The following is a 21,947-nucleotide window of genomic DNA, read 5'->3' as shown; positions in this document are numbered from 1 at the left end:
CGGTCACGTCCAGGTCACCAGTGTTCTCAGCGGAGGTGACCAACCAGGGGTAGGTGGCGTCGCGTGAGACGACCTTGCTGGTATGCTTCCGCGCGGGCTTGCCAGTGATCGTTCTGACGCGAGCGAGACTCAGCGACATCAACCACACGCGCGGCCGAGCGACCGTCGTTCGCGGTGGGCCCGCTCACGTAAGGGTCATGAATCGCACCGCTGAGCTCACTTCCGCCGCTGGCCGCGGTGAGTTGCCGGGACTCGCGTACCGCACCGGCCAGATGATCCTCATCCGGCCAGGTGGCGCCTGTTGAGTCGGTGACCGACACGGACTTGGTTGCCGATGTGGCGGTCTTGTCGCCGTTCATGCCGCGGAAGAACAGGGCCTCGCTCACCGTCTGCGTGGAGCCCGGGTCTCCAACCGCGGTGACCACCTTCTCGAATCCGCGCCAAATGTTCCAGGTTCGGTACTTCGCCGGCGTGAGCAGAGAGTCGTCGTACCGCCAAGCCGGAGCGCCCTGGTAGGTGTAGGTGGTCCGCTCGGCTACCGCACCCGCCGCCGACACCTGATTGTTCTGGTCGACCACCTGCGCGGTGTCCTGCTCAAGCACCGTCTTCACGACGTACTTGTTGAACCACTGCAGCGTGGGCGGGCTGCCGTTCTCGGAGTAGTAAGCCGGGAAGCAACGCTTGCCGTTCGTCGCCGGGGTCGGCAACGAACTCGAGGTGCAGTCGGATGCCTGATAGCCGACCTCAATCTTGCCGCCGCTCTCCAGCTTGATGGTGGTCAGACGGGCACGGGTCAGCGGTGTTCCGTAGTTGAGTCCGGTGACGCGGTTCACCATCATCGACGGCGTGAACGTCGTCTCCGGCAGTGTGATGCTGCCCCCACCGAGGCCGAGGTGTTGCACCTTCTCCAGCCACAGCGCGTTCGGGGACCCGTCACCGGAGTCCGGATAGCCGGCCGTGAGCACCCAACGGTCAACCGGGTCGTATCCGCTGGCGGCATTCCGGATGAACGTGTTGATCTGCGCGAGCCGCTTACGGGTGAAGAACGTCGGAGATACCTGCCCAACCGCACAGGTCGTGCCCGTGCAGATCGAGTCCACCGGAACGTCCGGCCAGTGATAGGCGTTCGTCGCCGTCGGAGTCGCCGACGCACAGTTGGAGAGCTTGCCGTCGTCGAAGCAGCGCTCATCCACTGTGAAGGTCACCTTGCCCGCCGGCGTCGCCGTCTCAACTCCACGCCGTTCGCCGTACCGGATCTCGGTGAGGTGCCCGCCGCGGGTGTAGCTGGTGACCGTCGACAGGTTCTGCTTGTATTTGTTCGACTCCGCCGCGTAGTAGTAGGTCATCGAATCGCCGTGCGGCGACACCACATAGTCGAGATTCCAGCGCCACGGCACCGAACGGAATGATGCCCCGAACGATGATGCGCGGGCCGGTTCCCCGGCATGGTTTCCGGCCACCGGCACCGTCCAAACAGAGTTGGTCGGCGTGCCGGGTTGCCCATCTGAGGCACCCTTTCCGAAGAAGTACTGGGTGCCGTCGGTGATGGTCACCTTCCACGACTCACCACTCGCAGCGCCCGCCGTGCCCAGCTTTTCCACCCGGGTTCCGTCGTCGGCCTTCAGTCGCCACACGGCAGAGTTGCCGATGCGCACCAACTCGCCCGAATGCCCTGCCAGGCTCAACGTCGCGTTGTCCCACTTCGCGTCGTTCGTCCGCGCACTATCGGTAAGCCAACACAGATCTCCCGTCTTCTGGGTGTTGTTGGCACCCGACGTGCCCACCTCGTCGGAACACGAGACGTACTTGCGCTCGATGAACCCGACCCCGATATCGAAGCCCTCCCCGAGCCAGGACGGTTGATTGTTGCTGCCCGAAGTGCGACCATCGGCCTCCTCTGACGAGTAGCTGAGGCTGAGACCCGGAGCCAGTCCGCCGGGCATCGGCGGCGTACGCATCGGATAGCTCCACGAGAACCCGCCGGACTGCCCGCCCGCAGTCCACGATGATGCCGACGACAAGCCGGTCGCCGTGAAGTCGCCCCCGGCACTCGTCGGTGCACCGGCCGCCATCACCACGACCGAGCCATCCGTCAATGTCACGTCCGCGGATACCGTCTGCGCCTCAGTGTCATTACGCGAATCGAGAAGCCGCACCTGCTGGCACTCGGGCGCGTCAGGCCGCTCGAGCACGCATGCCGGCGCGGCCACCCACCGCAGCCGGCCCGACCAGTCGGCACCGACAGCCTTCGCGAACGGGGCGTAGTCGAGCTCAACGTGCAACGCACTATCGGGCTCGCCCTCCAACAAGTAGCCAACGCCCATGCCGGACAGCCCGCCGGACTCGGCGCCCTCCAGCGGGCGAACCTTGACCGGCTTCCCCTTGCCAACCTCAGAAAGTGCCCCGATCCGCAGAGGCGTGCCAGTTACCTCCGTCGCCTGCGCGGCAGGGGTGAGCTCAGAGACGCGCGCCATGCGGCCTTCCGGCCACGACACCTTCGGCGCGGCGACCTGCTTCACCTGTGGCACGTCTTGGCCGGCGGCGCGAACCGCGGTGACGTCGACGCTGGTCAGCACCTCACCGGGCCGCGCGGTCGGCCGCGCCTTGGTCGGTGCCGCCGCCGCGACCGTCGCCGCCGAGCCCCAACTCGCCATCAGCACCGCCATCGTGACGATCCCCGCGAGGATCGTCCTCCACAGACGAGTCATAGCAATCCGGCCTTTCCTTCAGCAGTTCACACGCGACCTGACAAGGCCACTTAAGGGATGTGGGGGTAGACGTTCACCGGATTGCTCGCCCATGCCCATTCTCCGGTGGCGTACTGGACGCCCACCTGGACCGGCCGGAACCGATGGGTGGCATCGAACGTGAGAGGCCCGGCCGACAGCGTCTTCTGTTGGCTGGTACTGGCGACGCACTGGTTGGAAGGAAGCAAGTTCCCTTCGATCTGCCCGGTGCCCACAGCCCAGCAGTACTTCGTCACATACGGGGTCGTGGTGGCCGCAGTCACCGACCAGCGCCCGGAAGCATCGGCGCGTCCGCTTCCCGCGCCATGTTCGGCGAAAGTCAGGGTCGGTTTGGCGGGCGGCCCGATCGACACACGCACCTTCTTGGGCGCAGACACGGCGGTTTCGGAGCGCATCCAGTAGTGGGTGTTCTCCACCCAAGCACGCACCTGATAGGCGGTCCCCTCCGCAAGCGTCATCGATGTGGCCTGAACGGTGGCACCGGGTGCTGCGACCGGGGACAGCCCCCACCAGAGCATCGATGTTCCCGCCTCATTCCAGATCTCGAAGACGGCTCGCTGACACAGGCCGTTGGGGCAATCCGCACTCGTGGGCATCACCGCTTGCAGCGTGGGCGTCTTCGTCGGCGTGAAAATCGCCTCGGAGGTCTGGGTCAGAATGCTCGACGAGGCCAGCGACACCGACTGCGCCGCAGCCGGACGTGTGACGTACTCGATCGACAAGAGCGGTCGCGAAGCGGATCCGGCACCGAACTGGTTGTAGAACTCCCGCCAGGTGTACTTGTCGTTGCCACCAGTGCCTCGCATGCCGATCGTCAGATCCCAGTCCATGTGGATCGACCCATGGATCGACTGGAAGGGGCCCGTCAGGTCCCAAGCCACCGTCGCCCGCGCCGCACAGGTGCTTTCGTTCCCGACGCCATAGTCGTTGGCGATCGGCCACCCAAGCCAGGCTGGACGATTCGACCAGCTGGTGTTGGCATCCACCCAGTTGGTGATGCCGACCTCGATCGGATGCCCGTAATGCTCCATGTAGCACGGCGAATACTGGACCGAATGCACGTTGTCGTGCCGGAAGACGAGGCTGCGCACCGCACCGGTGTCGAGAGAACCGACGCCGAACCGGTAGTACATCTCGGAGGGGTAGTACGGCGACGACCACCCGTTGTAGCCGACGCGCGCCGCGTCGCCGGTGTGGTTCGTCTGCGTGAAGCTCGGCGTGACCCGCTGCGACAACGTGGCGCTGTTCGCATAGACCACCGGGTCGATGGTGACCGGGTATACGGTCGCCGGATCGTCCAGGAAGGCCGCGTCCGGAACGACCGCCAGTTCCCGCGTCGTCGCCGACAGTTCCATCTTCCGCATCCGCACATCAGGCCCCGGCTCGACCAGTTCGGCCGGCTCGGCCCCCATCTCGCGGCCGGTCGCGTCCCACATCGTCGCGACCGAGACACCGAAAGCGGCCTGCCCGGAGGCGGTGCGATAGGCAACACCCCCAGCGTCGTCCGCACGCACCTCCGGCAGGCCGCTCGTCTCGACATCGAGCACGACGCGGCGCACCTCCGGGTTCGCAGCCGCGGCCCGGTCATGCACGATCAAGTAGGTGCCGACCATGTCGGCCCCCACCCGCACCACCAGGTCCACTCCCGGATAGACCCCTTCGTAGGTGGCGGTGTCACCATCAACCACAGGCTCGGGCAGCGAACCGCGCCAGCCCAACGCCAGCCGCTCGGCTCCCGACTCGAGCGAAGCCAACGCCGCCTCTCCGCCCGTCGATACCGAAATCGGCACCCGCGACGCCACCGGGCTCAGACGGCCGTCCGGGCCCCGGCGCAGAGTCGGATCGGGGTCTCGCCAGCTACCTCGCCCGTCACGCACACGCGCCACCCCGACCGTGTACTCACCCGACAGGACGCCGGACGGTCGCGCGACCACCCGTCGCCATTCGTTCGTGAGACTGGTCACCTCGACGTCCTGCGTCAGCGAACGGGCACGCACCAGCGCGTCCTGCTCGCCCAGCATGCTCGGTGACTCCGCGTGCGCCGAGCGAATCCCGGGCACGCACAGCCCGAGCATCACCGCCACAGCCACCACCGCAGTGAGAAGACGATGTGCGCCCCCAGCCCTGATCATCGAACGATCGCCGCCGGCGGACGGCACCCCGGTGCCCACGGGAAGAAGTCGCAGAACCCCTGCGGCCCGACCGATCCCGACAACAGGATGCTCACCAACGACACCACACCGACAGCCACCACACGACGCATCTATCCGACTCCTTCATCAGCGCTCACCGCGCTCCCCCGGCGAGTAGATTCCCGTGATGCCAGAGCATCCTCGACCTTTTGGACACCTCTCCGTCCACATGGCCACCCAATTCCGTCCACTTGGCCGGGAGAAGGAGCCGCCGGGCATCGTGTGTCACCCTGTTCCCCGTGCGGAAACTCCTCGACCGGATCAACACGGCCAATCCGGGCGCAACGATGCAGACGCTGCTCGCCGTCGCGATGGGAATAGCCTGCATTTCGCTCCATGCCGTGCGGGGAGCGCCGTGGCACACCTTCTTGTTCGATGCCGTCTCGTTCGCCTGGGTTGCTCTCACTCCTCGCTGGGCGGTGCGGTCGGCCTGGATTCTTCTCGCGGCATGGGGAGTCCAACTGGCCCTTGCGCCCGTCGGTGCTTCGCTCGGCGAATACTCGTTACTGCTGCCGATCCTGGGCGGCGTTCCCGAAGGCTCGCGGCGCCCATGGGCCGGATACAGCGTCGCGGTGGTCGTCCTGCTCACCGCGCTCAGCGTCCATCACGACGGAGCGGACGTGCTCGTTCCGGCCGCCGGGCTATGGGTCTTCCTGGTCTTCGCGATGTGGATCATCGCCTACGGCTTCCGGGTAGTCAGGCAAGTTCACGACAACACCGTGCGCCGCACCGTGGCCGAGGACCGTCTCGAACTCGCGCGCAACCTGCACGACACCATCGCGCACGACCTTTCCCTGATCGTGATGCGCACCGAGGAAGCGAAGATCCGGGGAACAACGGAGGACGACCTCGACTACATCGCACACAAGGGGCGAGAGGCGGTCAGCGACATCCGCGCGCTCCTTCACCAGCTTCGAGGCTCCACCCCTGCCATCGACTCCACCGACACGGCACCTGCTCTCACGCAGATCCTCACCACAGCCCAGACCCGCCTTGTGGGAGGAGGTTTCTCACCGGACATCGCCTCAGACGACGTTGTCGCTGATCTGCCCGCCAACGTCAGAACGACGCTCGCGGTCATCCTGCACGAGGCCATCTCGAACATACTCAGGCACGGCGATGCGCAGCTTCCGTGCAGCCTGCTCGTGCAGTCAGACGGCACACGAACCGTTGTCGTACTCACCAACGTCGCCCGCCGAGCGTCCGCCAGCAGCGGGGGCGGCCTGGGCATCGTCGGCATGACCGAGCGCGCAGCCGACTCCGGAGGCGTCCTTCACTCAGGCCGGGACGGGCACCTGTGGCGTACTGAGATCGCGCTCCCCCACCACCGCGCCCAGAAGGAGTAGACCATGACCCGCGGAGAACCGGATCCTCGCCCCATCCATGTTCACGTCGTCGACGACGATCCCCTCGCGCGCCAATCGATCATCGCCTACCTGAAGACAGCTCCGGAGATCATCGCCACAGGTGCCACCGCGGACGGCGCCGAGGCCCGCAGAATCCTCGACGCCTCACCTGCCGACGTCGTGGTCATGGACCTTCGCCTGCCCGGTCTGGATGGAATCGAAACCACGAAGCTGATCCGCGCCGCCCACCCGGACACCCGCGTGCTCCTCATGACCGGCATGGATGATCCGACAACCCTCAACCGAGCGATGACAGCGGGCGTCAGCGGATACGTGTTGAACACCATCACCCCTCAGGCGCTCATCCAGGCGGTTCGAGGGGTAAACGCCGGCCTTCGCGTCATCATGCACGATGTCGTCGACAGCACATGGCGCGATCCCCGCCTGTGGCAACTCGCACCCAGCCCTCCTGTGCCTCGACCTGTTCCCGAGATGACCGTGCGCGAACGCGAAGTGCTCAACCTTTTGCTCACCGGCGCCAGCAACACGGACATGGCCAGCCGGCTGTTCGTCTCCACGACCACGGTCAAAGACACACTCAGCAGCCTGATGCGCAAGTTCGACGCCAGGTCACGCACCCAGTTGGCGATCATCGCGATCGGGCGGGGCGTACCGGCGCCCTCGGCGTCCGAACCCCCATCGTCGGCGGAACAGTCCTGAGTTTCAGGTGTCACAATCACCTCCGTAGTGACCGAAAGGCCGTCAGTGATTTTCGGCGCGTGATTCGACCCGGATGTGAGAAGAACCGGGTCGGTAGTCCGGCCCGGTTCTTCTCACATCCGAGGGCGGTCATCGGAAACCACGCGAGCCAGGGCTCGGATGCCGGCGCATCGGCGTCCGAGCCACCATCTCGACAGACAGCGGACTGAACGGCGCTAGCGCAGCAGCACCACCGACGAGGCGGCGTCCGGGGCGGCCAGTTCGGCGAGCAGCAGGGCGGTGCCGGCCAGGCCGTTCGCCCAGGACAGGTCTCCGTCGGCGCCGCGCAGGCCGCAGGGCCAGTCGCTCGGTTCCTCCGGCAACACCTCCAGCACCGCACAGCAGGCTTCGCGTGCCGTGCGCAGGTGCCGGGGCTCATCCAGCACGCGGGCGGCCAGCGCCAGGACGCCGAGGGGGCCGCCGGTGCCATGGCAGAGGGTCAGCCCGAGCGCGGGAGCCTCACCGGCGCGGGCGGCGTCCGTCACCTTGACCACCTCACGGCCGCACGCCTGCACCGCCACCTCGGCCTCGGCGCGCACCGAATCCAGCGGCCAGGGAAGGGGCACCCGATCGGCGAGTTCCAGCATCCGCAGCCGGACCGCACCCGCCCCGGCGGAACCATGGCACCACAACGCCGGATAGCTGATCCCGCCCTCGCGCAGATCGGGCCAGCCGCCACGCTGCGGATCGAGATGGGCGGCCTCCCAGCGCCACGCCTGGTGGGCCAGCGCCAGCGCCTCGCCGGCCAGCGACGGCCACGCCGCGGACGCCTCGACCAAGGCGAGCAGCATTCCCGAATTGCCGTGGCTGAGCCCGCACAACGGGCGCTCGCCCAGCGCCCGCTCGGGCCAGCAGACACCCCACGGGTGCGGCACGGCCGCCTCCGTCAGCGCGGCGAGTAGCGCCGTCGCGTGCTCGTACCCGTCCGCCCCGCTCCCCGCCGCCCCGCTCCCCGCCGCTCCGTTCCCAGCCGCCCCGCGCTCAGCCGCCAGGCGCGCCCACGCCAGCAGCGAGCCCGCGGTGCCCGCGGTCAGGTCGGTCAAGACGGACGCCTCGGGCGCCGGCCACTCCAAGCCTGCGGCGTCCAGCGCCAGCGCGACACCGCCACGCCCAGACAGCAGTCCCCCGGCCTCCACTTGCCCGGCCAGCCGCGCCACCCGGCGCGCGCCACGCGCGGCGGCCCGGCCGGCGTCCGGGCGACCGAGGGAGGCCGCGAGCTTGCCCAGCGACCAGACGATGCCGGCGTCCGCACCGTAGAACCCGATCGGGCCGGTGACGACGCGCTCGGCACCCTTCTCGCCGATCTCCCAGGACGGCCACAACGTCTCGTTGCCGATCTCGATGCCCGCGGCGAGCAGGACGTCCACGCACGCGTGCGCGGCGCGGAGCAGTCGCGCCGACCGCGGATCGGCGGCAGGACCGGACGCCGGTGCAGCATCGCGCGGCGTTCCCGGGCGGTTCGTCGGTTGTTCCGGACGGTTGAACGGTGCAGGACGGAGGACGGCGGTCATGGCGGGCTCCTATCGGTCGGCGCTAGAGCGCAGGTGCGGGGCGGACGGGTCGAGGCCGTGGTCGGCGAACACCCGGGCGGCGACCGCCACAGGGTCGGCGCCCGAGCCGCGTAGGCGGTGCGCCCGGGCGAGCAACCGGCAGCGGGATTCGCCGAAGCTGAGCTCGCCACCGGGGTCGTCGGCGAGCCCGATGCCGGGTGCGACGGGCGAGGTCAGCGGCGGTACGGCCGGGCGCAGCAGGTCCGCACAGGCGGGCACGAGCAGCGGGGCGACCGCGTCCCAGGCGCCCGTGGGCAGGTAGGCGACCGCGGCGTCCGCGCGGGCCAGGGTGGCGGCGTCGACGCCGATCTTGAACGCCCACGGCTCGGCCGAGCGCACCAGCACCCCGGTGACGCGGGCGACCAGTTCGGGCGCCTGGGCGAGCCGGGCGGCGAAGTAGACCCGGACCAGCCCGGGCGGCGTGCTTCGCCGGTCCCAGGCGGGGCCCCAGGTGCGCCACCAGCCGTCGGCGACCATCGCCCCGTGCCGGGCACAGGCACGCACGCGCGAGCCGCGGCGGGGTGCGAGCCCGGCACCGCCGGCGCTGACGTAGTCGCCTTGGCACAGTGCCCGCGGGCCGGACGCCGATCGCACCACGGCGACGCCGGCGATCCCGCCCGTGACCACCTCGGCGTCACGATCGGCCCACACGGTCCCGCCGGCGTGCGCGGCGCGAAACATGCCCGCCAGCGGCGGCCACCATTCCTCGACCGGTTCGGGCGTGACCGGGCCGACGTACCAGTGCCGGTAGAGCGCCAGGGCGAGATCGTCCTCGGAGAGCGGCGCCCCGGCGGACGCCTCGATCTGCTCGGCGCACGCCAGTGCCGCCCGCACCTGCGCGGCGGTCGCGCCGGCGAAGGATGCGTGGGTCGTGATGGTCATCGAGCACTCCTCACGGATCAAGAGGGTGGCAAGGGGTCAGGCGGCGAGGGCACGCGCCCGGTCGAGATAGTGCGCGGACAACTCCTCGTCCGGGTTCGCGGCGGCCAGCTGCCAGGCGGTCATCACCGTGCGCAGCGTCCACCACACCGGGGCGGGTTCCGGCCGGCCGTAGGCGTCCAGGAAGACTGACGCCGCGGGCGCCTCCGGGCGCGGATCGAGGCCGGCCAGGGTGTCGAGGGCGCACACAACATCCCAGTCGGGATGGCCGAGTCCGGCGTCCTCCAGGTCGATGAACGTCACCCGGGGGCCGTCCACGAACACGTTCAGCGCGGACACGTCGCCGTGCACCCAGCCCCGTGGGGTCCAGGCGGACGCCGCGGCGGCGAGTGCCGAGCGCAGCGGTTCGGCGCCGAGCGCGTCCAGCACCGCCGCGACGCCGGGCGTCCGGACCGCCCCCACCCACGCCGGGCGGCGGGATGCGAGCGGCCACGGAACCGTCGCGGCGGGCGCGGCATCGACCGGAAGGCCGTGCAGCCGGGCCAGCGCCCCGCCCAGGCCCCGGGCCGCCGCGTCCAAGGCCGCCACCGAAGAGACGGCCTCGAGCAACGGACGCCCCGGCGCGGGCCGCGTCCATACCGTGCGCGGATCGCGCTGCGGAAGGAGGGCGGGCACCAGGCCGGAGCCGGCCAGCAGGCCGAGCACCCGGGATTCGACGGCGACCGGATCGGCGCCGGCCAGCCGGGCCGCGAGCCCGGCCTGCTTCACGAAGGCCACCGGGACGCCGCCGGCGTCGATCCGGTGGACGGGATTACTCCGTGCCGTGCTGGCCACACCGATCTGTCCCCGACCAGCCAGGTCGACCGGCACGAGGCCCGCGTGGATGGCTGCGGCCAGCAGGCACGGAGCGCTCACCATCTCAGGACTCCGCGCCCTGAGCGCCGGAGGGGTCCACGCCGAGTTCTTCCAGCGCGGCCAGGTAGCCGGCCCAGAAGGCATCGTCGTACTCGTTGCCCCCGGTGTCCTCGCCGTAGCCGGTCTCCGACTTCGGGCCGACCACGATCTCATCGATCGGGGGCAGCTCGAGGAAGTCGCGGATCTTGATCAGCGGCTCGCAAAGCTGCCGGATCCGGGTGAACCGGGTGGAGTAGATCAGCTTGGTGAACCGCAGACCGTCGACGAAGGCCGCTTCGAAGTCCAGTTCGGGCTCCGGCTCGTCCTGCCCCAGGCCTTTGATCGGCCCGGGCAGATCGCACGCGCGGCTGACCAGCTGGTCACCGCAGATGCGCGTGTTCAGGTCGCACAGCGGACGGGTCACTTCCGGGCACAGCGGACGAGTCGGCGGCAGCTTGATGCACGCCGAGATGGGACGCGTGCACACCGACAGCCGCGAGTCGCAGATCACCTGCTTGGTGATCAGCGGGCAGTTGACCACCGGGCGGGTGAAGCACCGCAGCTGGCGCGTGACCAGCGGCGGGCAGCCGAGATCGCGGGTGACCAGCACCGACGGCCGGGTCTGCATCGTGATGTCCAGCTCCGACAGCGCGGCCGCGATCGGGTTCGCGAACGTCGCCGTCCCGTCGTTCGCACCGGCGAACAGCAGGCCGACGGCGTTGCCGTGGGAGTCCATGATCACCGAGCCGGAGTCGCCACGATCGGAGAAGCGGGCGTTCCGCGCGGTGTCGGGACTGATCCGCACCTGGTTGCGCAGCGTCCGGTTGCCGATGGTGCCGCCATAGTTCACGGTCACGGTGGCATCCACCGAATGCACCGTCCCGAAGGTGTGATCGGTGGTCCGGCCGCGCTTCTGGACGGCCATGCCGGCCGTCGCCGTCGCCGTGCCGGTCACCCAGCCGACGTCCTGGACGCGGGCTTCCCAGGCCTGGCCGGCATCGAGGGTGACGACGGCACCGTCCACGTTCTCCGACAGCACCGCACGGGTGAGGGTGCCGAATTGGGCTCCGGTGTTGCTGGAGTCGGGCATGCTCGGCTGCGTCATCCGGTCCGCGGTGGTCCAGGCCAGGGTGCGGGCCGCGACGTGGAAGTTGGTCAGCGCCATCGTCGCGCCGGTGGCGTTGTCGCGCACCAGTGCGCCGAGGGTGCCCGAGCTGTTGTAGTAGCCCGCGGTCGGCACCTCGGGCGGGGTGAGGTAGATGGGCGCGTGCGGGCCCATGCTGATGCCGCCGACCAGGGTCGGATAGGCGGACGGGTCGAGCTGGAGGGCGCCCGGTTCGACCGGGGTGAGCACCTGCAGTTCGATCACCATCTGCTGCACGTCGGTCTTGATGCCGTCGATCTCGACCGGGACGCGATCGGATTCGGCGATCGTTTCCAGGGGCCGCTTCTGGTCGACGTAGACGACGATGCTGAGCTCGCCGGTGGGGACGCCGTCGACGATCTTCTCGGCGATGTCGACGCCGGTGACGCCGTTGCGGCCGAGCAGCTCGTCCTCGATGCGCTGCTTGACGGGACGGATCTGTTCCCGCGTGAGATGGGCAGCCATGATTGCTCCTTCTGCGATCGGTTCGCCCCCTTGGATGCGGGAGCCGAACGGTTGTGATGAAGGACGCCGCACGCCGGCCCGGTGATACATCGGGCCGGCCATGTATCAAGAGGGAGGATTCGTGCTCCTGTTAACTGTCCGAGGTCCGCCGTAGGCTGACCGCCACCATCTCCGGAGCCCCGCTCCACGCCCGCAGGAGACGCCGATGAGCACGTCAGCCCCCATGCCCGCCTTCCCACCTGGCGCCGCTCGTGCGCTTAACGCCCGCGTCCTCGACCCGGCCACCGCTCGGCCGGCCGCCAGGAGCACCCTCAAGAAGGGCAGCCTGCAGCCGACCGCCTACGTCGCCGATTCCCTGCTCCTCCACGGAAGCTCCGCAGATCATGCGGTGACGCTGAGAATGATGAACGCGGTCGGCTCTGAACTGGGGCTCGTGCTCCGAGAGCCGGATCGATCCCCGGAGGATCCGGAGCGTCCGCAGACCGTGCGGACGGCCCTCGAGCCGGCCGAGCCTGCCCAGGACGCCGTTCAACCCGTGATCGTCGACGCCTGGACGCTGATGCAGCATGCGCTTGAGCGGTATCCGGAGTTGGAGGGAAAGGTCTTCCTCAACCACATCGTGTCGATGACAGCCCCCACCTACGGCTCCGTCGACATGTGGGTGTACGTCGGCGGCATCTCGGGCCACGTCGGGCGCGGACTGTCCGAATACGGCCCTGGCTTCGGCGGACGGACCCCGTTGGCCTACTGCGGCCCTGACCCGCGATCGCTGGCGGCCGAGGTGGGCGAGAACGCGCCCGTCGTCGCGATTCTCGACACCGGCATCGGCGTCCACCCCTGGTTCACCGACAGCCATCACACTCCGCTCCCCGGCGTCCTGATCAACCCGGATCTACCGGGCGGGAAGGCCTGCGCCGGCTTCCTGCCTGAGGAGGATCCCGAGAACACCGGCGTGGTGAGCGATCGGCTCAACGGCGCGCTCGACAACGCCGCAGGGCACGGCACCTTCGTCGCCGGCATCGTCCGGCAGCGCTGTCCGCAGGCAAGCATCCTGGCGATCCCGCTGCTGAACTCCTGGGGTCTGTGCGAAGAAGCGCAGGTGATCATCGCGCTCGAACGCCTGGCCGCGGCTCGGCGGGCCTTCAATGAGGAGCACCAGAAGAACGCCTATCGCGTCGACGTGGTCAATCTCTCGCTCGGGTACTACCACGAGTCATTCGACCCGTTCGTGCCCCTGGACCCAGCCAACCCGTTCGATCCTTTCGATCCGAACACCCCGCTGGCGCCGGTAGCGCCGCTGGTGATGGCGCTGCGAGGGTTGACCGATCTCGGGATCGAGATCGTCGCGGCCGCGGGCAACGATGCCACCGAGGCACCGTTCCTTCCTGCCGCACTCGCCCCCGCGTTCGCCGCGATGAGCGAGCACACCCAGGGAACGCTGCATTCGGTCGGCGCGCTCAACCCGGACGGTGAGACCGTCGCGCTGTTCTCCAACGGCGGGGCATGGGTGCACGAGTACGCCCCCGGCGCGGCCGTGGTCAGCACGGTTCCGGTGACGCTGAGCGGTTCGGCCCAGCGGAGCGTGGCCAGCCACGACCCGGTGCACCAGGCCCATCCCGTCCGGGCCACGATCGATCCCGACACGCACACCTCGGGATTCGCGCTCTGGTCAGGCACCTCGTTCGCCGCACCCCACGTCGCCGGCGATCTGGCCGCGACGATCGTCAGGGGGTAGAAGTCATGACCGAGCCGTTGACCAGCCCCGCCACTCTCGCCGCGCGCGCGGGCCAGGCCTTCCAGGCCTACCGGGACGATCCGGGAACACCGATCGACGACTTGGTCCGCCTGGTGACGCCCATCCTGTGGCACTGCGCCCGGGGACAGGGGCTGGATGAGGCCAGCGCCGGCGATGTCGTCCAGACGGCCTGGATGCGCCTGGTCGAGCGGGCGTCCACCATCGCCGATCCGCAGGCGGTGCTCGGCTGGCTGCTGTCGACCACGCGCCGCGAGGCCTGGCGGGTGGCGGCCGCGCACCGGCGGGCGAGGGGCGAACTCGACGAACGGACGCCCGCCACCACCCCCGATCCGGCGGCCCAGGCCGGCCTGGACGAACAGAGCCAGGTGCTATGGGCCCACGTCAGCGCATTGTCCGAGCGCTGCCGCGCGCTGCTGCGCGTGATCGCTCATGCCGACCGCCCCGACTACGCACTGCTGAGCGAAGCTCTCGGCATGCCGGTCGGGAGCATCGGACCCACCCGAGGCCGATGCCTCGCCAAGCTGCGCGCGGCACTCGCCGCCGATCCTCGATGGGAGACCGCATCATGACCCGACCCGACATCCCCCCTGACGCGGGGGCCGAACTCGACGCGGTCGATGCGGCGCTACTGTCCCAGATCGCCGCGCTGTACGACCGGATCGATCCCGCCCCGGCCACATTGGCCGACGAGATCTGCCTGGCCCTCGCTCTGGCCGAACTGGACGCCGACCTGGCCGCTTTCGAACGGTCCGACCAGGGTGTCGGCGTCCGCTCGCACGACTACCAGCGGGTCAGTTCGCTCACCTTCTCGGTGGGCACCTGGTCGATGCTGGTCACGGTGACGCCGCTGGATGGCACCTTCGTGCGGCTCGACGGCTGGCTGACCGGTGACGCGTCCGCCCGGGTGGAGTTGCGCGAGCGCGCGCGCAGCACGGCGTTGACCGCCGATGAGGGCCGCTTCACCTTCGGGCGGGTCGAGCGAGGGCTGGTCCAGTTCCTGGTCACCAGTTCGGATCCGGGCGCCCGCCCGGTGATCACCCCCCACGTCGAGGTCTGACCTCCGCGGCTGCCGATGACCGCTCCCTCGACTCCGGCCGATGCCGTCGCCACGCTCGTCCAGCAGGCGCTGGGCGAGCTCGGGTCTGGGCGCGTCGCCACCGCGCGCCGGCTGCTGCGCCGCGCCGTCGACCAGGCCTCACGCGCCGGTGGCGACGAGGCCCGGGTGCTGCGCGGGCGCACGCTGGTCACCCTGGCGGCCGCCGAGCACGACCGGATCGGCTTGGACGGGGCGTTGGCACTGCTGGACGAAGCCGAAAAGCTCGCCGTCATCGGACACGCCCACCCCGAGGCGGCAACGGTCGGCGTCCTGACCCGCGTGCAGCGTGCCGCGCTGCTCGGACGTTCGGGCCGCTGGCAGGAGTCGGTGACGCTGTACGACGGGCTGGCCGGCCACCCCCTGCTGCCGTCGCGCGCGGCCTGCGCGGTCGAACTCAACCGCGGGCTGGGCCGCCAATTCCTCGGAGACGAGTCAGCCAGCGAGGAGCCGCTACGGCGCGCGGAGGAGATGGCCGCCTTGTACGGCCACCTCGACATACAGGTCGCCGCCTTGCACAACCGTGGTGCGCTCGCCCTGAGGCTCGGTGACGTGCCGACCGCACTGGAGTTGATGGCGCGGGCCTCCGCACTCGCCCCCGACGTGCAGCCGGTCGCCGCGCTGCTCGGCCACGCCCGGGCACTGATGGAGGTCGGCCTGACCGACGAGGCGGGCCCGTTGCTCAGCGAGGCCGCGGGCGTGGCCTCCGCGTCCGGCGGGCGGCTCGACCTGGCTGAGACCTGGATGGAGCAGGCGCGGCTCGCCCTGTTACGCGACGACCCGGCGCACGCCCGCGCCCTGGCCCGCCGCGCCGCACGGTCGTTCGAACGCCTGGGCGCCTCCACGTGGGCACGGCGCGCCCGCCTGGTCGCTCTGGAGGCCGGCTTGATGGACGCCGAACGCCCCGGATCCCGTGCCGGCAGCAGCCGGCTGGTGGCCGAAGCCAGGAGCCTCACCGACGGCAACGACCCGATGGCACGCGCCTTGCTGGCCACCGCGCTCGTGCACGCCGGGCAGGACCAGGCCGCGGCCGTGGCGCTCGGCCGGTTCTCACGCGGCGCCGCACCGCTGAGCGACACCCTGCGCACCGGCCTGGCGCGGGCACGCGTCCATGCCGCGCTCGGACGCCGGCGCAGCGCCGACGCCGCCCTCGCCGCGGCGGCCGAACTGCTGGCCCGGCATCAGGCCGGGCAGAGCGATCTCGAGTCGCGCACCGCGCTCGCCGTGCACGGCCGGCGGCTGCGGGAGCTCGACGTGGCGCTCGCGCTCGCTGACGGCGGCGTCCCCGCGGTGTATCGGGCCAGCGAGCGCTGGCGCAGTGTCGCCCGGCGGTTGCCGTGGATCGTGCCCGGGGCGCCGGTGACCGAGACCGATCTGCGCCCGGCCTCTCTGGCGGCGATGCGCGCGGCGCTGCGCAGCCGGCGCACCGGGCTGATCAGCCTGATCCGTCATCGCGGCGAGGTGCTCGCCCTCACCCTGGGCGACGGACGCGAGCGACTCAGCCGGCTGGGCACCGAGGAGTCCTGGCGCGAGGCGGCCTCCCGGATCGCCGCGGACGCGCTGGCGCTGTCCCGGGTGGCCGATCCCGCGCTGCACGCCGTCGTCCGGGCCTCGCTGGAGGCCTCGGCCCGGCACCTGGGCGATCTGCTGGCCCCGGCCGTTCCGGCGTCCGCCTGTGACCAGGTGGTCGTGATTCCCTCCGAGATCCTGGGACCGGTGGCCTGGCGTCTGGTGCCCGGCCTGGCCGGGCGGCCGATCGTGGTGGCGCCGGCGGCGACCGCCTGGCTCGAACGGGCCACCACCCCGGCGGCAGGCCCGGACGCCCGCACTACCGCCCTGGCCGGCCCCGGCCTGGAGCGGGCGAGCGCCGAGGCGACGGACGTCGCCGCGCTGCGCGGCGGGATGCTGCTCACCGGCCCGGACGCCGACCGGGCTGCGCTGCTGGACGCGGTCGCCGCGCCCGGGGTGGTGCACGTCGCCGCGCACGGCACCCATCACGAGCAGAGCCCGATGTTCTCCTCCATCCGCCTGACCGACGGGCCCGCCTACGCGCACACCATCCAGCGGGTCGGGGTGCGGGCCGGGCTGATCGTGCTGTCCGCCTGCGAGGTGGGCCGGTCGCAGCCGCGCCCGGGCGATGAGGCGCTCGGGCTCACCGCCGCGTTGCTCGCCTGCGGTGGCCGCACCGTGGTGGCGGCCTGCGGGCCGGTTCCGGACGCGACCGCCGCCGCGATGATGCCCGCGCTGCACGCGGGCCTGCTGGCCGGCCTGGACGCCGCGACCGCGCTCGAGCGGTGCGCGGGCGACGATCCGGCCTGGCTGTTCTGCGCCTACGGCGCGGCGTGAGCCCCGGCGGTGGCCTTCTCAGCGGTGGCCTTCTCAGCGGTGGCCTTCTCAACGGACGCCGCACGCGGGCGTCCCCAGCGCAGCGACTCGATCGCCACGTCGCCCGCGGCCGCGCCGAGCGACGCGGACCGGTGATCGGCCTGGGGCAGGATCAGGCTGGTGATCGACACGGTGCCGCCGTCGGCGAACACCTCCAGTGAGAACTCGCTGAGCACCACCAGCAGGTCGGCCTCGGCGCCGGCGCGCGGGCGCGGCACGCGGTGCACATTGGTCCAGGCCGGATAGACGCCGCCGGCGGCGTCCGTGCGATCGAGCAGGATCTCATCACGGGTCACCGTCACGACCACGCCCCCGGAGCCGTCGGGTGCGGTCCGCAGCCGGAGCTCGGCGCGGGCGTCCGCCCCGAGGCGCAGCCGTGCCTGCAGCACCCGATCGCCTTCGACCGGTTCGGGCGCTGCCCACCGATCGGACGCCACCGCCTGCGCCCAGTCCAGTGCGGGCAGCACCGGCAACTGGGTGACCCGCGGCCCTGAGGGCGTCGAGGCCAGGGCCAGCCGGCGCGCCAGCGTCATCGCCCCGCGGGTGGCGTTGCGCAGCGGGGCGTCCCGGGCGTAGACCCAGTTGTCCATCCAGGCGATCAGGGTGCGATGTTCGGCGGGCAGGTTGTCGAAGGTGACGCCCGCGTAGTAGTCGGGGCCGTGATCGAGCCACCGGTGCCCGGCCTCGTCGGCGGTGAAGGTCGTCCCGTCGAAGTCGCCGACGAAGTACTGCATGCCGGGCACGTCCGGATCGCCGGTCGGCCCGAGGCTGACCAGCAGCACCCAGCGGGTCTCGCCGGTGCCGTCGATCTGCAGCGGGAACAGGTCGGGGCATTCCCAGATGCCGTTGACCGATCCGGCCGGGCCGAAGGCCGACAGGTAGCTCCAGTGCAGCAGGTCGTCGGAGCGGTAGAGCACCACCTGGCGGTCGATCGCCTCCACGGCCAGCATCACCCAGTAGGAGCCGGTCTCGCCCTGCCAGCGGAAGACCTTCGGGTCGCGGAAGTCGGTGGAGCCACGATCGGCGACCGGGTTGCCGTCGTACATCGTCCAGGTGAGACCGTCGTCGAGGCTGTAGGCGATCGACTGCGCCTGGTGCCGGGGCTCGCGGCGGTGCGCGGTGTAGATGGCGACCAGCGCGGGATCGGCCGCGGTACCCAGGCCGCTGGTGTTGCCGTGGTCGACCACCGCCGACCCGGAGTAGATCTGCTCCTCCTCGGTGCACCACAGCGCCACCGGATGGTCCTGCCAGGTGACCAGATCGGTGCTGGAGGCGTGCCCCCAGCTCATGTGCGCGTGGGTGTTCCCGTACGGGTTGTACTGGAAGAACAGGTGATAGCGGCCCTTGTGGAAGACCAGACCGTTGGGGTCGTTCAACCAGTTGGCAGGCGGCACGTAGTGCATGGCGGCGGAAGGCTCTCTCGATCAGGAACAGGGGAGGGAAACAGCGACGGAGGCCCGCCGGAGCACATCCGGCGGGCCTCGTCAGACCACTTTACTTGCCGACGCCGGCGGTGAGGCCGTCGCGCAGCGGCTTCTGGCCGAACACGAAGACCACCAGTGCCGGGATCATCGAGATGATGACGCCCGCGAGCACGGTCGACACGCTGCCGGTGCCCAGGTTGCCCTGCAGGGTGACCAGGCCGAGCGGCAGGGTGAAGTTCTGGTCGCTGATCGTCATGATCAGTGGCCGGAAGAACTCGTTCCAGTGGTAGTTGAACGCCAGGATGCCGACGATGGCCAGACCCGGGGTCGACAGCGGCAGGTAGATCTTGAAGAAGGTCCCCCACGGACCGGCTCCGTCGATCTCGGCCGCCTCGCCGAGTTCGGCCGGCAGACCCATGAAGTACTGCCGCATCAGGAACGTGCCGAACGCGGTCGGCAGCGCCGGGATGATCAGGGCCAGCAGTGTGTCCGCCAGGCCCATGCCGCGGATCAGCATGAACACCGGGACGATGGTGACCTGCATCGGCACCATCATCGTCGCCAGGATCAGGCTGAACAGGATCTTCTTGCTGCGGAACTCGAACCGGGCGAACACGTAGCCCGCCATGGCCGCGCTCAGCATCTGCCCGACCGCGACGATCGCGGTGACCAAGGCGCTGTTCCAGATGTACAGCCACACCGGGATCTTCTTGAACACGTCGGCGAAGGCCGCCAGGCCAAAGGTCGTGACATTGGTCTCGACGTCGCTGGGGGTCAGCGACACCCACAACGTCCACACCACGGGGCCGAGCGTCAGGAAGGTGCCCAACGCCAGGATCAGGTACTTGCCTGCGGTGCCGACGGCGTACAACGGAGAACGCTTCTCAACTGCTTCGATGCTGCTCATTGGTTCTCCACCTCACCCGTAGAAGACGTAACGCTGGCTGAGCTTGAACTGGATCCCGGTGACCACCATGATCAGCAGCGTGAGCACGATGCCGATGGCGGAGGCGCCACCGAAGTTGAGCTCACGGAACGCCGATTCGTAGATCACCATGACCGCGGTCCGGGTCTCGTCACCTGGGCCACCGCGGGTCAGAACCCACGGCTGATCGAAGATCTGCAGCGCGTTGATGATGGCCATCACGGACGCCACCAGCAGCGTCGGGCTGATCAGCGGCAGGGTGATGTTGCGGAACTGCGCCCAGCCGGTCGCGCCGTCGATGGACGCCGCCTCGTAGACCTCCTTGGGGATGCCCGCGATGCCACCGATGAACAGCAGGAAGGTCAGCCCGAAGTTCTGCCACACGTACACGATCAGCACGACGACCTTGGCACCGAAGCCGGTGGTCAGCCAGCCGACCTTGCCGATGCCCAGCAGGCCGAGGAACTGGTTGATCAGGCCGAACTCCTGGTTGAACAGGTAGGCCATGATCAGCGAGACCGAGGCGGCCGACAGGATCAGCGGGAAGAACAGCGCCGAGCGGAAGAAGGTCCGCAGCCAGTTCGGCATCTTGGACTGCACCAGCAACGCCAGCAAGAGCGCGACGGCCAGCTGGACGATGACCGCGACGACGACGAAGCCGATGGTGTTCAGGAACGATGTCGCGACGGTCGGGTTCGTCACGAGTTCGGCGAAGTTGTTCAGGCCGACGAACCGGGGCGCGGTGATGATGTCCCACTGGAAGAACGCCAGCACGGTGGAGATGATGATCGGCAGGAAGTTGAACAGGCCCAGACCGATCACGGTGGGCGCGAGGAAGACCCAGGTCAGCGTGCGGTTCTTCCTCGACAGCGGATCGGAGCCGGGCTTGGAGGCCTTGGGGGTTGGGGTAGTGGACATCATCGTCCCTTCAGTGCGAGTTCGAGGTCACGCTGCATCGTCTCCAGACCGCGACGGACGCCGTCGGGGCCGTTGGTGATCGTCGTGACGACGTTCTTGATCAGCGCGGATTCGACGGCAGCCTGCTGCGGCGGTGCCGGCATGGGTCCGGTGTCGGGGAACTTCTCCAGCGTGTCGTAGAACACCTGCCAGTGCTTGGGACCGACGCCGGCGTTGTAGCGCTCGGTGTTCAGCGACCGGCGCGGAATCGACGAGTCCGGGTCGGGGTGGGCGATGGCCATGCCCTCATACGACACGCAGTACTTCAGCCACTGCCAGGCCTCGTCCTTGCGCTCGGAGGTCGCCATGATGGCGTAGCCGCCGGCACCGAACTGGTGCCGCTGGCCGCGCATCTTCGGGAAGAAGGTGACGTCGTAGTCGTCGTTGCCGACGCCGGCCTCCTTGAGGCCCTTCACCCAGAAGCCGCCGGCCGGGGTCATGCCGACCTGGCCGGTCGAGAACAGCGCCACCAGCTCGTTCCCGCCGCCCTGGGCCGGGTTGGCCGCCAAGCCCTCGGAGACGAGCCGCTGCAGCACCGAGAAGCTCTCGACGGTGCGCTCGTTGAGCGCGTCCGCGTTCTCCCACAGGTAGCCGCCGCCGCGCGGGGGGATGCCGGGGTAGAACTTCTCCCAGAACCACTCGCCGCCAGGCGCCTTCTCTTCGGTGAGGAAGCTGGTCTGGTTGACATAGAGCCACGGCACCACGCCGCCCCACAACCGGTTGTTCCAGAAGTACGGCAGGAAGGTGCCTGAGGCCCCCTTCTTCATCGCCCGGGCGAGGGTGAAGAAGTCGTCGATGTCCCAGTTCTCGTCGGGGCGCCCCATGCCGGAGCGCTCCAGTGCCTGGGTGTTGTAGAACACGTTCGCGGCGTTGAAATTGTCGGGCAGCTGGTACAGGTGACCCTTGTAGAGGAACGACTCGATCAGTGAGGGGTGGACGTCGTCGAAGTACTCCTTCATCTCGTCGGCGTCCCGCTGGACGTACTCGTCGATCGGGTGGGCCATCCGCGAGGCGAACAGCTGCGTTCCCTCGGTGGCCACGGTGACGACGTCCGGCGGTGTTCCGGCCGCGATCATGGTGAGGATCTTCGCGAAGTACTCGCTCCAGTCCTGGCCCTGGATCGCCACGATGCGCACAGCGATGCCGGGGTTCTTCTTCTGGAAGCCGTCGACCAGCTTCTGGCGCGCGAGGGCGTCCTGCTGGGTTCCGAACAGCGCGACGGTGAGCGCTTTCTGCCCCCGTCCTGGAATATCGGCGCCGGTGAGGCGTGGCCAGGAGACGGCCGTGCCTATCGCGCCGAGGCCGGCCAGCCCGATGACTGCCCGGCGACTGAGATCAACCACTATGTTGCTCCCCTGCGGGTGGAGGCTCCGTGCCCGGTCGCGGGTTACGACGGGCCGGTTGCCACGGATGCTAAATCCTTTTAGCAGC

The 21,947-nt window shown here is 69.6% G+C and carries 17 protein-coding genes; 6 read left to right on the top strand and 11 right to left on the bottom strand.

Annotation, left to right across the window (positions count from 1 at the left end; translation table 11 throughout):
- Positions 1–26: 26 nt before the first annotated feature.
- From QM708_RS10565 to QM708_RS10555, 3 genes are read right to left on the bottom strand one after another with little or no spacing between them, the layout of a single operon-like run.
- Positions 27–2,708: a hypothetical protein gene (locus QM708_RS10565; RefSeq protein ID WP_415107906.1), complete on the bottom strand. Its 2,682-nt coding sequence runs from the start codon at positions 2,706–2,708 to the stop codon at positions 27–29.
- A gap of 50 nt (positions 2,709–2,758) precedes the next feature.
- Positions 2,759–4,831, bottom strand: coding sequence for a hypothetical protein (locus QM708_RS10560; RefSeq protein WP_415107903.1), 2,073 nt, complete (start codon positions 4,829–4,831; stop codon positions 2,759–2,761).
- A gap of 44 nt (positions 4,832–4,875) precedes the next feature.
- On the bottom strand, positions 4,876–5,010 hold the full coding sequence (locus QM708_RS10555) for a hypothetical protein (protein ID WP_415107900.1): 135 nt from the start codon (positions 5,008–5,010) through the stop codon (positions 4,876–4,878).
- A 216-nt stretch (positions 5,011–5,226) separates the two neighbouring features.
- Here QM708_RS10555 and QM708_RS10550 point away from each other — a divergent pair, with 216 nt between their 5' ends.
- Both QM708_RS10550 and QM708_RS10545 read left to right on the top strand, forming a co-directional pair.
- Positions 5,227–6,285, top strand: a complete 1,059-nt coding sequence (locus QM708_RS10550) for a sensor histidine kinase (protein ID WP_415107897.1) — start codon at positions 5,227–5,229, stop codon at positions 6,283–6,285.
- A gap of 3 nt (positions 6,286–6,288) precedes the next feature.
- Positions 6,289–7,005, top strand: coding sequence for a response regulator transcription factor (locus QM708_RS10545; protein ID WP_415107894.1), 717 nt, complete (start codon positions 6,289–6,291; stop codon positions 7,003–7,005).
- Positions 7,006–7,220: 215 nt separating this feature from the next.
- Here QM708_RS10545 and QM708_RS10540 read toward each other — a convergent pair whose 3' ends face one another.
- Genes QM708_RS10540 through QM708_RS10525 form a run of 4 tightly spaced genes read right to left on the bottom strand, consistent with a single transcriptional unit; the run spans position 7,221 to position 11,976 of the window.
- Positions 7,221–8,555: a lanthionine synthetase LanC family protein gene (locus QM708_RS10540; RefSeq protein ID WP_415107891.1), complete on the bottom strand. Its 1,335-nt coding sequence runs from the start codon at positions 8,553–8,555 to the stop codon at positions 7,221–7,223.
- A 9-nt stretch (positions 8,556–8,564) separates the two neighbouring features.
- Positions 8,565–9,476, bottom strand: a complete 912-nt coding sequence (locus QM708_RS10535; RefSeq protein WP_415107888.1) for a T3SS effector HopA1 family protein — start codon at positions 9,474–9,476, stop codon at positions 8,565–8,567.
- A 36-nt stretch (positions 9,477–9,512) separates the two neighbouring features.
- Positions 9,513–10,391: a phosphotransferase enzyme family protein gene (locus QM708_RS10530; RefSeq protein WP_415107885.1), complete on the bottom strand. Its 879-nt coding sequence runs from the start codon at positions 10,389–10,391 to the stop codon at positions 9,513–9,515.
- A 1-nt stretch (position 10,392) separates the two neighbouring features.
- Positions 10,393–11,976 (bottom strand): hypothetical protein, encoded by a 1,584-nt coding sequence (locus QM708_RS10525; RefSeq protein WP_415107882.1) that lies wholly within the window; start codon positions 11,974–11,976, stop codon positions 10,393–10,395.
- 205 nt (positions 11,977–12,181) lie between these two features.
- On the opposite strand from QM708_RS10525, the gene QM708_RS10520 reads away from it, so the two are divergent.
- Genes QM708_RS10520 through QM708_RS10505 form a run of 4 tightly spaced genes read left to right on the top strand, consistent with a single transcriptional unit; the run spans position 12,182 to position 17,171 of the window.
- The gene (locus QM708_RS10520; RefSeq protein ID WP_415107879.1) at positions 12,182–13,711 is read left to right on the top strand and encodes a S8 family peptidase; all 1,530 of its coding nucleotides are present in this window, start codon (positions 12,182–12,184) and stop codon (positions 13,709–13,711) included.
- Between the two features lie 5 nt (positions 13,712–13,716).
- Entirely contained in the window at positions 13,717–14,301 is a 585-nt protein-coding gene (locus QM708_RS10515) for an RNA polymerase sigma factor (protein ID WP_415107876.1), read from the top strand.
- Positions 14,298–14,789: a hypothetical protein gene (locus QM708_RS10510; protein ID WP_415107873.1), complete on the top strand. Its 492-nt coding sequence runs from the start codon at positions 14,298–14,300 to the stop codon at positions 14,787–14,789. The genes QM708_RS10515 and QM708_RS10510 overlap by 4 nt, the downstream gene beginning before the upstream one ends.
- Positions 14,790–14,804: 15 nt before the next feature.
- The gene (locus tag QM708_RS10505; RefSeq protein WP_415107870.1) at positions 14,805–17,171 is read left to right on the top strand and encodes a CHAT domain-containing protein; all 2,367 of its coding nucleotides are present in this window, start codon (positions 14,805–14,807) and stop codon (positions 17,169–17,171) included.
- Here QM708_RS10505 and QM708_RS10500 read toward each other — a convergent pair.
- The 4 genes from QM708_RS10500 to QM708_RS10485 form a co-directional block, all read right to left on the bottom strand.
- The gene (locus QM708_RS10500) at positions 17,156–18,604 is read right to left on the bottom strand and encodes a GH32 C-terminal domain-containing protein (protein ID WP_415107867.1); all 1,449 of its coding nucleotides are present in this window, start codon (positions 18,602–18,604) and stop codon (positions 17,156–17,158) included. The genes QM708_RS10505 and QM708_RS10500 overlap by 16 nt on opposite strands.
- A 100-nt stretch (positions 18,605–18,704) precedes the next feature.
- Entirely contained in the window at positions 18,705–19,541 is an 837-nt protein-coding gene (locus QM708_RS10495) for a carbohydrate ABC transporter permease (RefSeq protein ID WP_415107864.1), read from the bottom strand.
- A gap of 12 nt (positions 19,542–19,553) precedes the next feature.
- On the bottom strand, positions 19,554–20,477 hold the full coding sequence (locus QM708_RS10490) for a carbohydrate ABC transporter permease (RefSeq protein ID WP_415107861.1): 924 nt from the start codon (positions 20,475–20,477) through the stop codon (positions 19,554–19,556).
- On the bottom strand, positions 20,477–21,859 hold the full coding sequence (locus QM708_RS10485; protein ID WP_415107858.1) for an ABC transporter substrate-binding protein: 1,383 nt from the start codon (positions 21,857–21,859) through the stop codon (positions 20,477–20,479). Before QM708_RS10485 ends, QM708_RS10490 begins: the two co-directional genes overlap by 1 nt.
- Between the last annotated feature and the right edge of the window lie 88 nt (positions 21,860–21,947).

The sequence above is a fragment of the Propioniciclava sp. genome (assembly GCF_047602245.1).
Classification (GTDB): domain Bacteria; phylum Actinomycetota; class Actinomycetes; order Propionibacteriales; family Propionibacteriaceae; genus Propioniciclava.
This window is presented reverse-complemented; position numbering and strand designations above follow the sequence as displayed.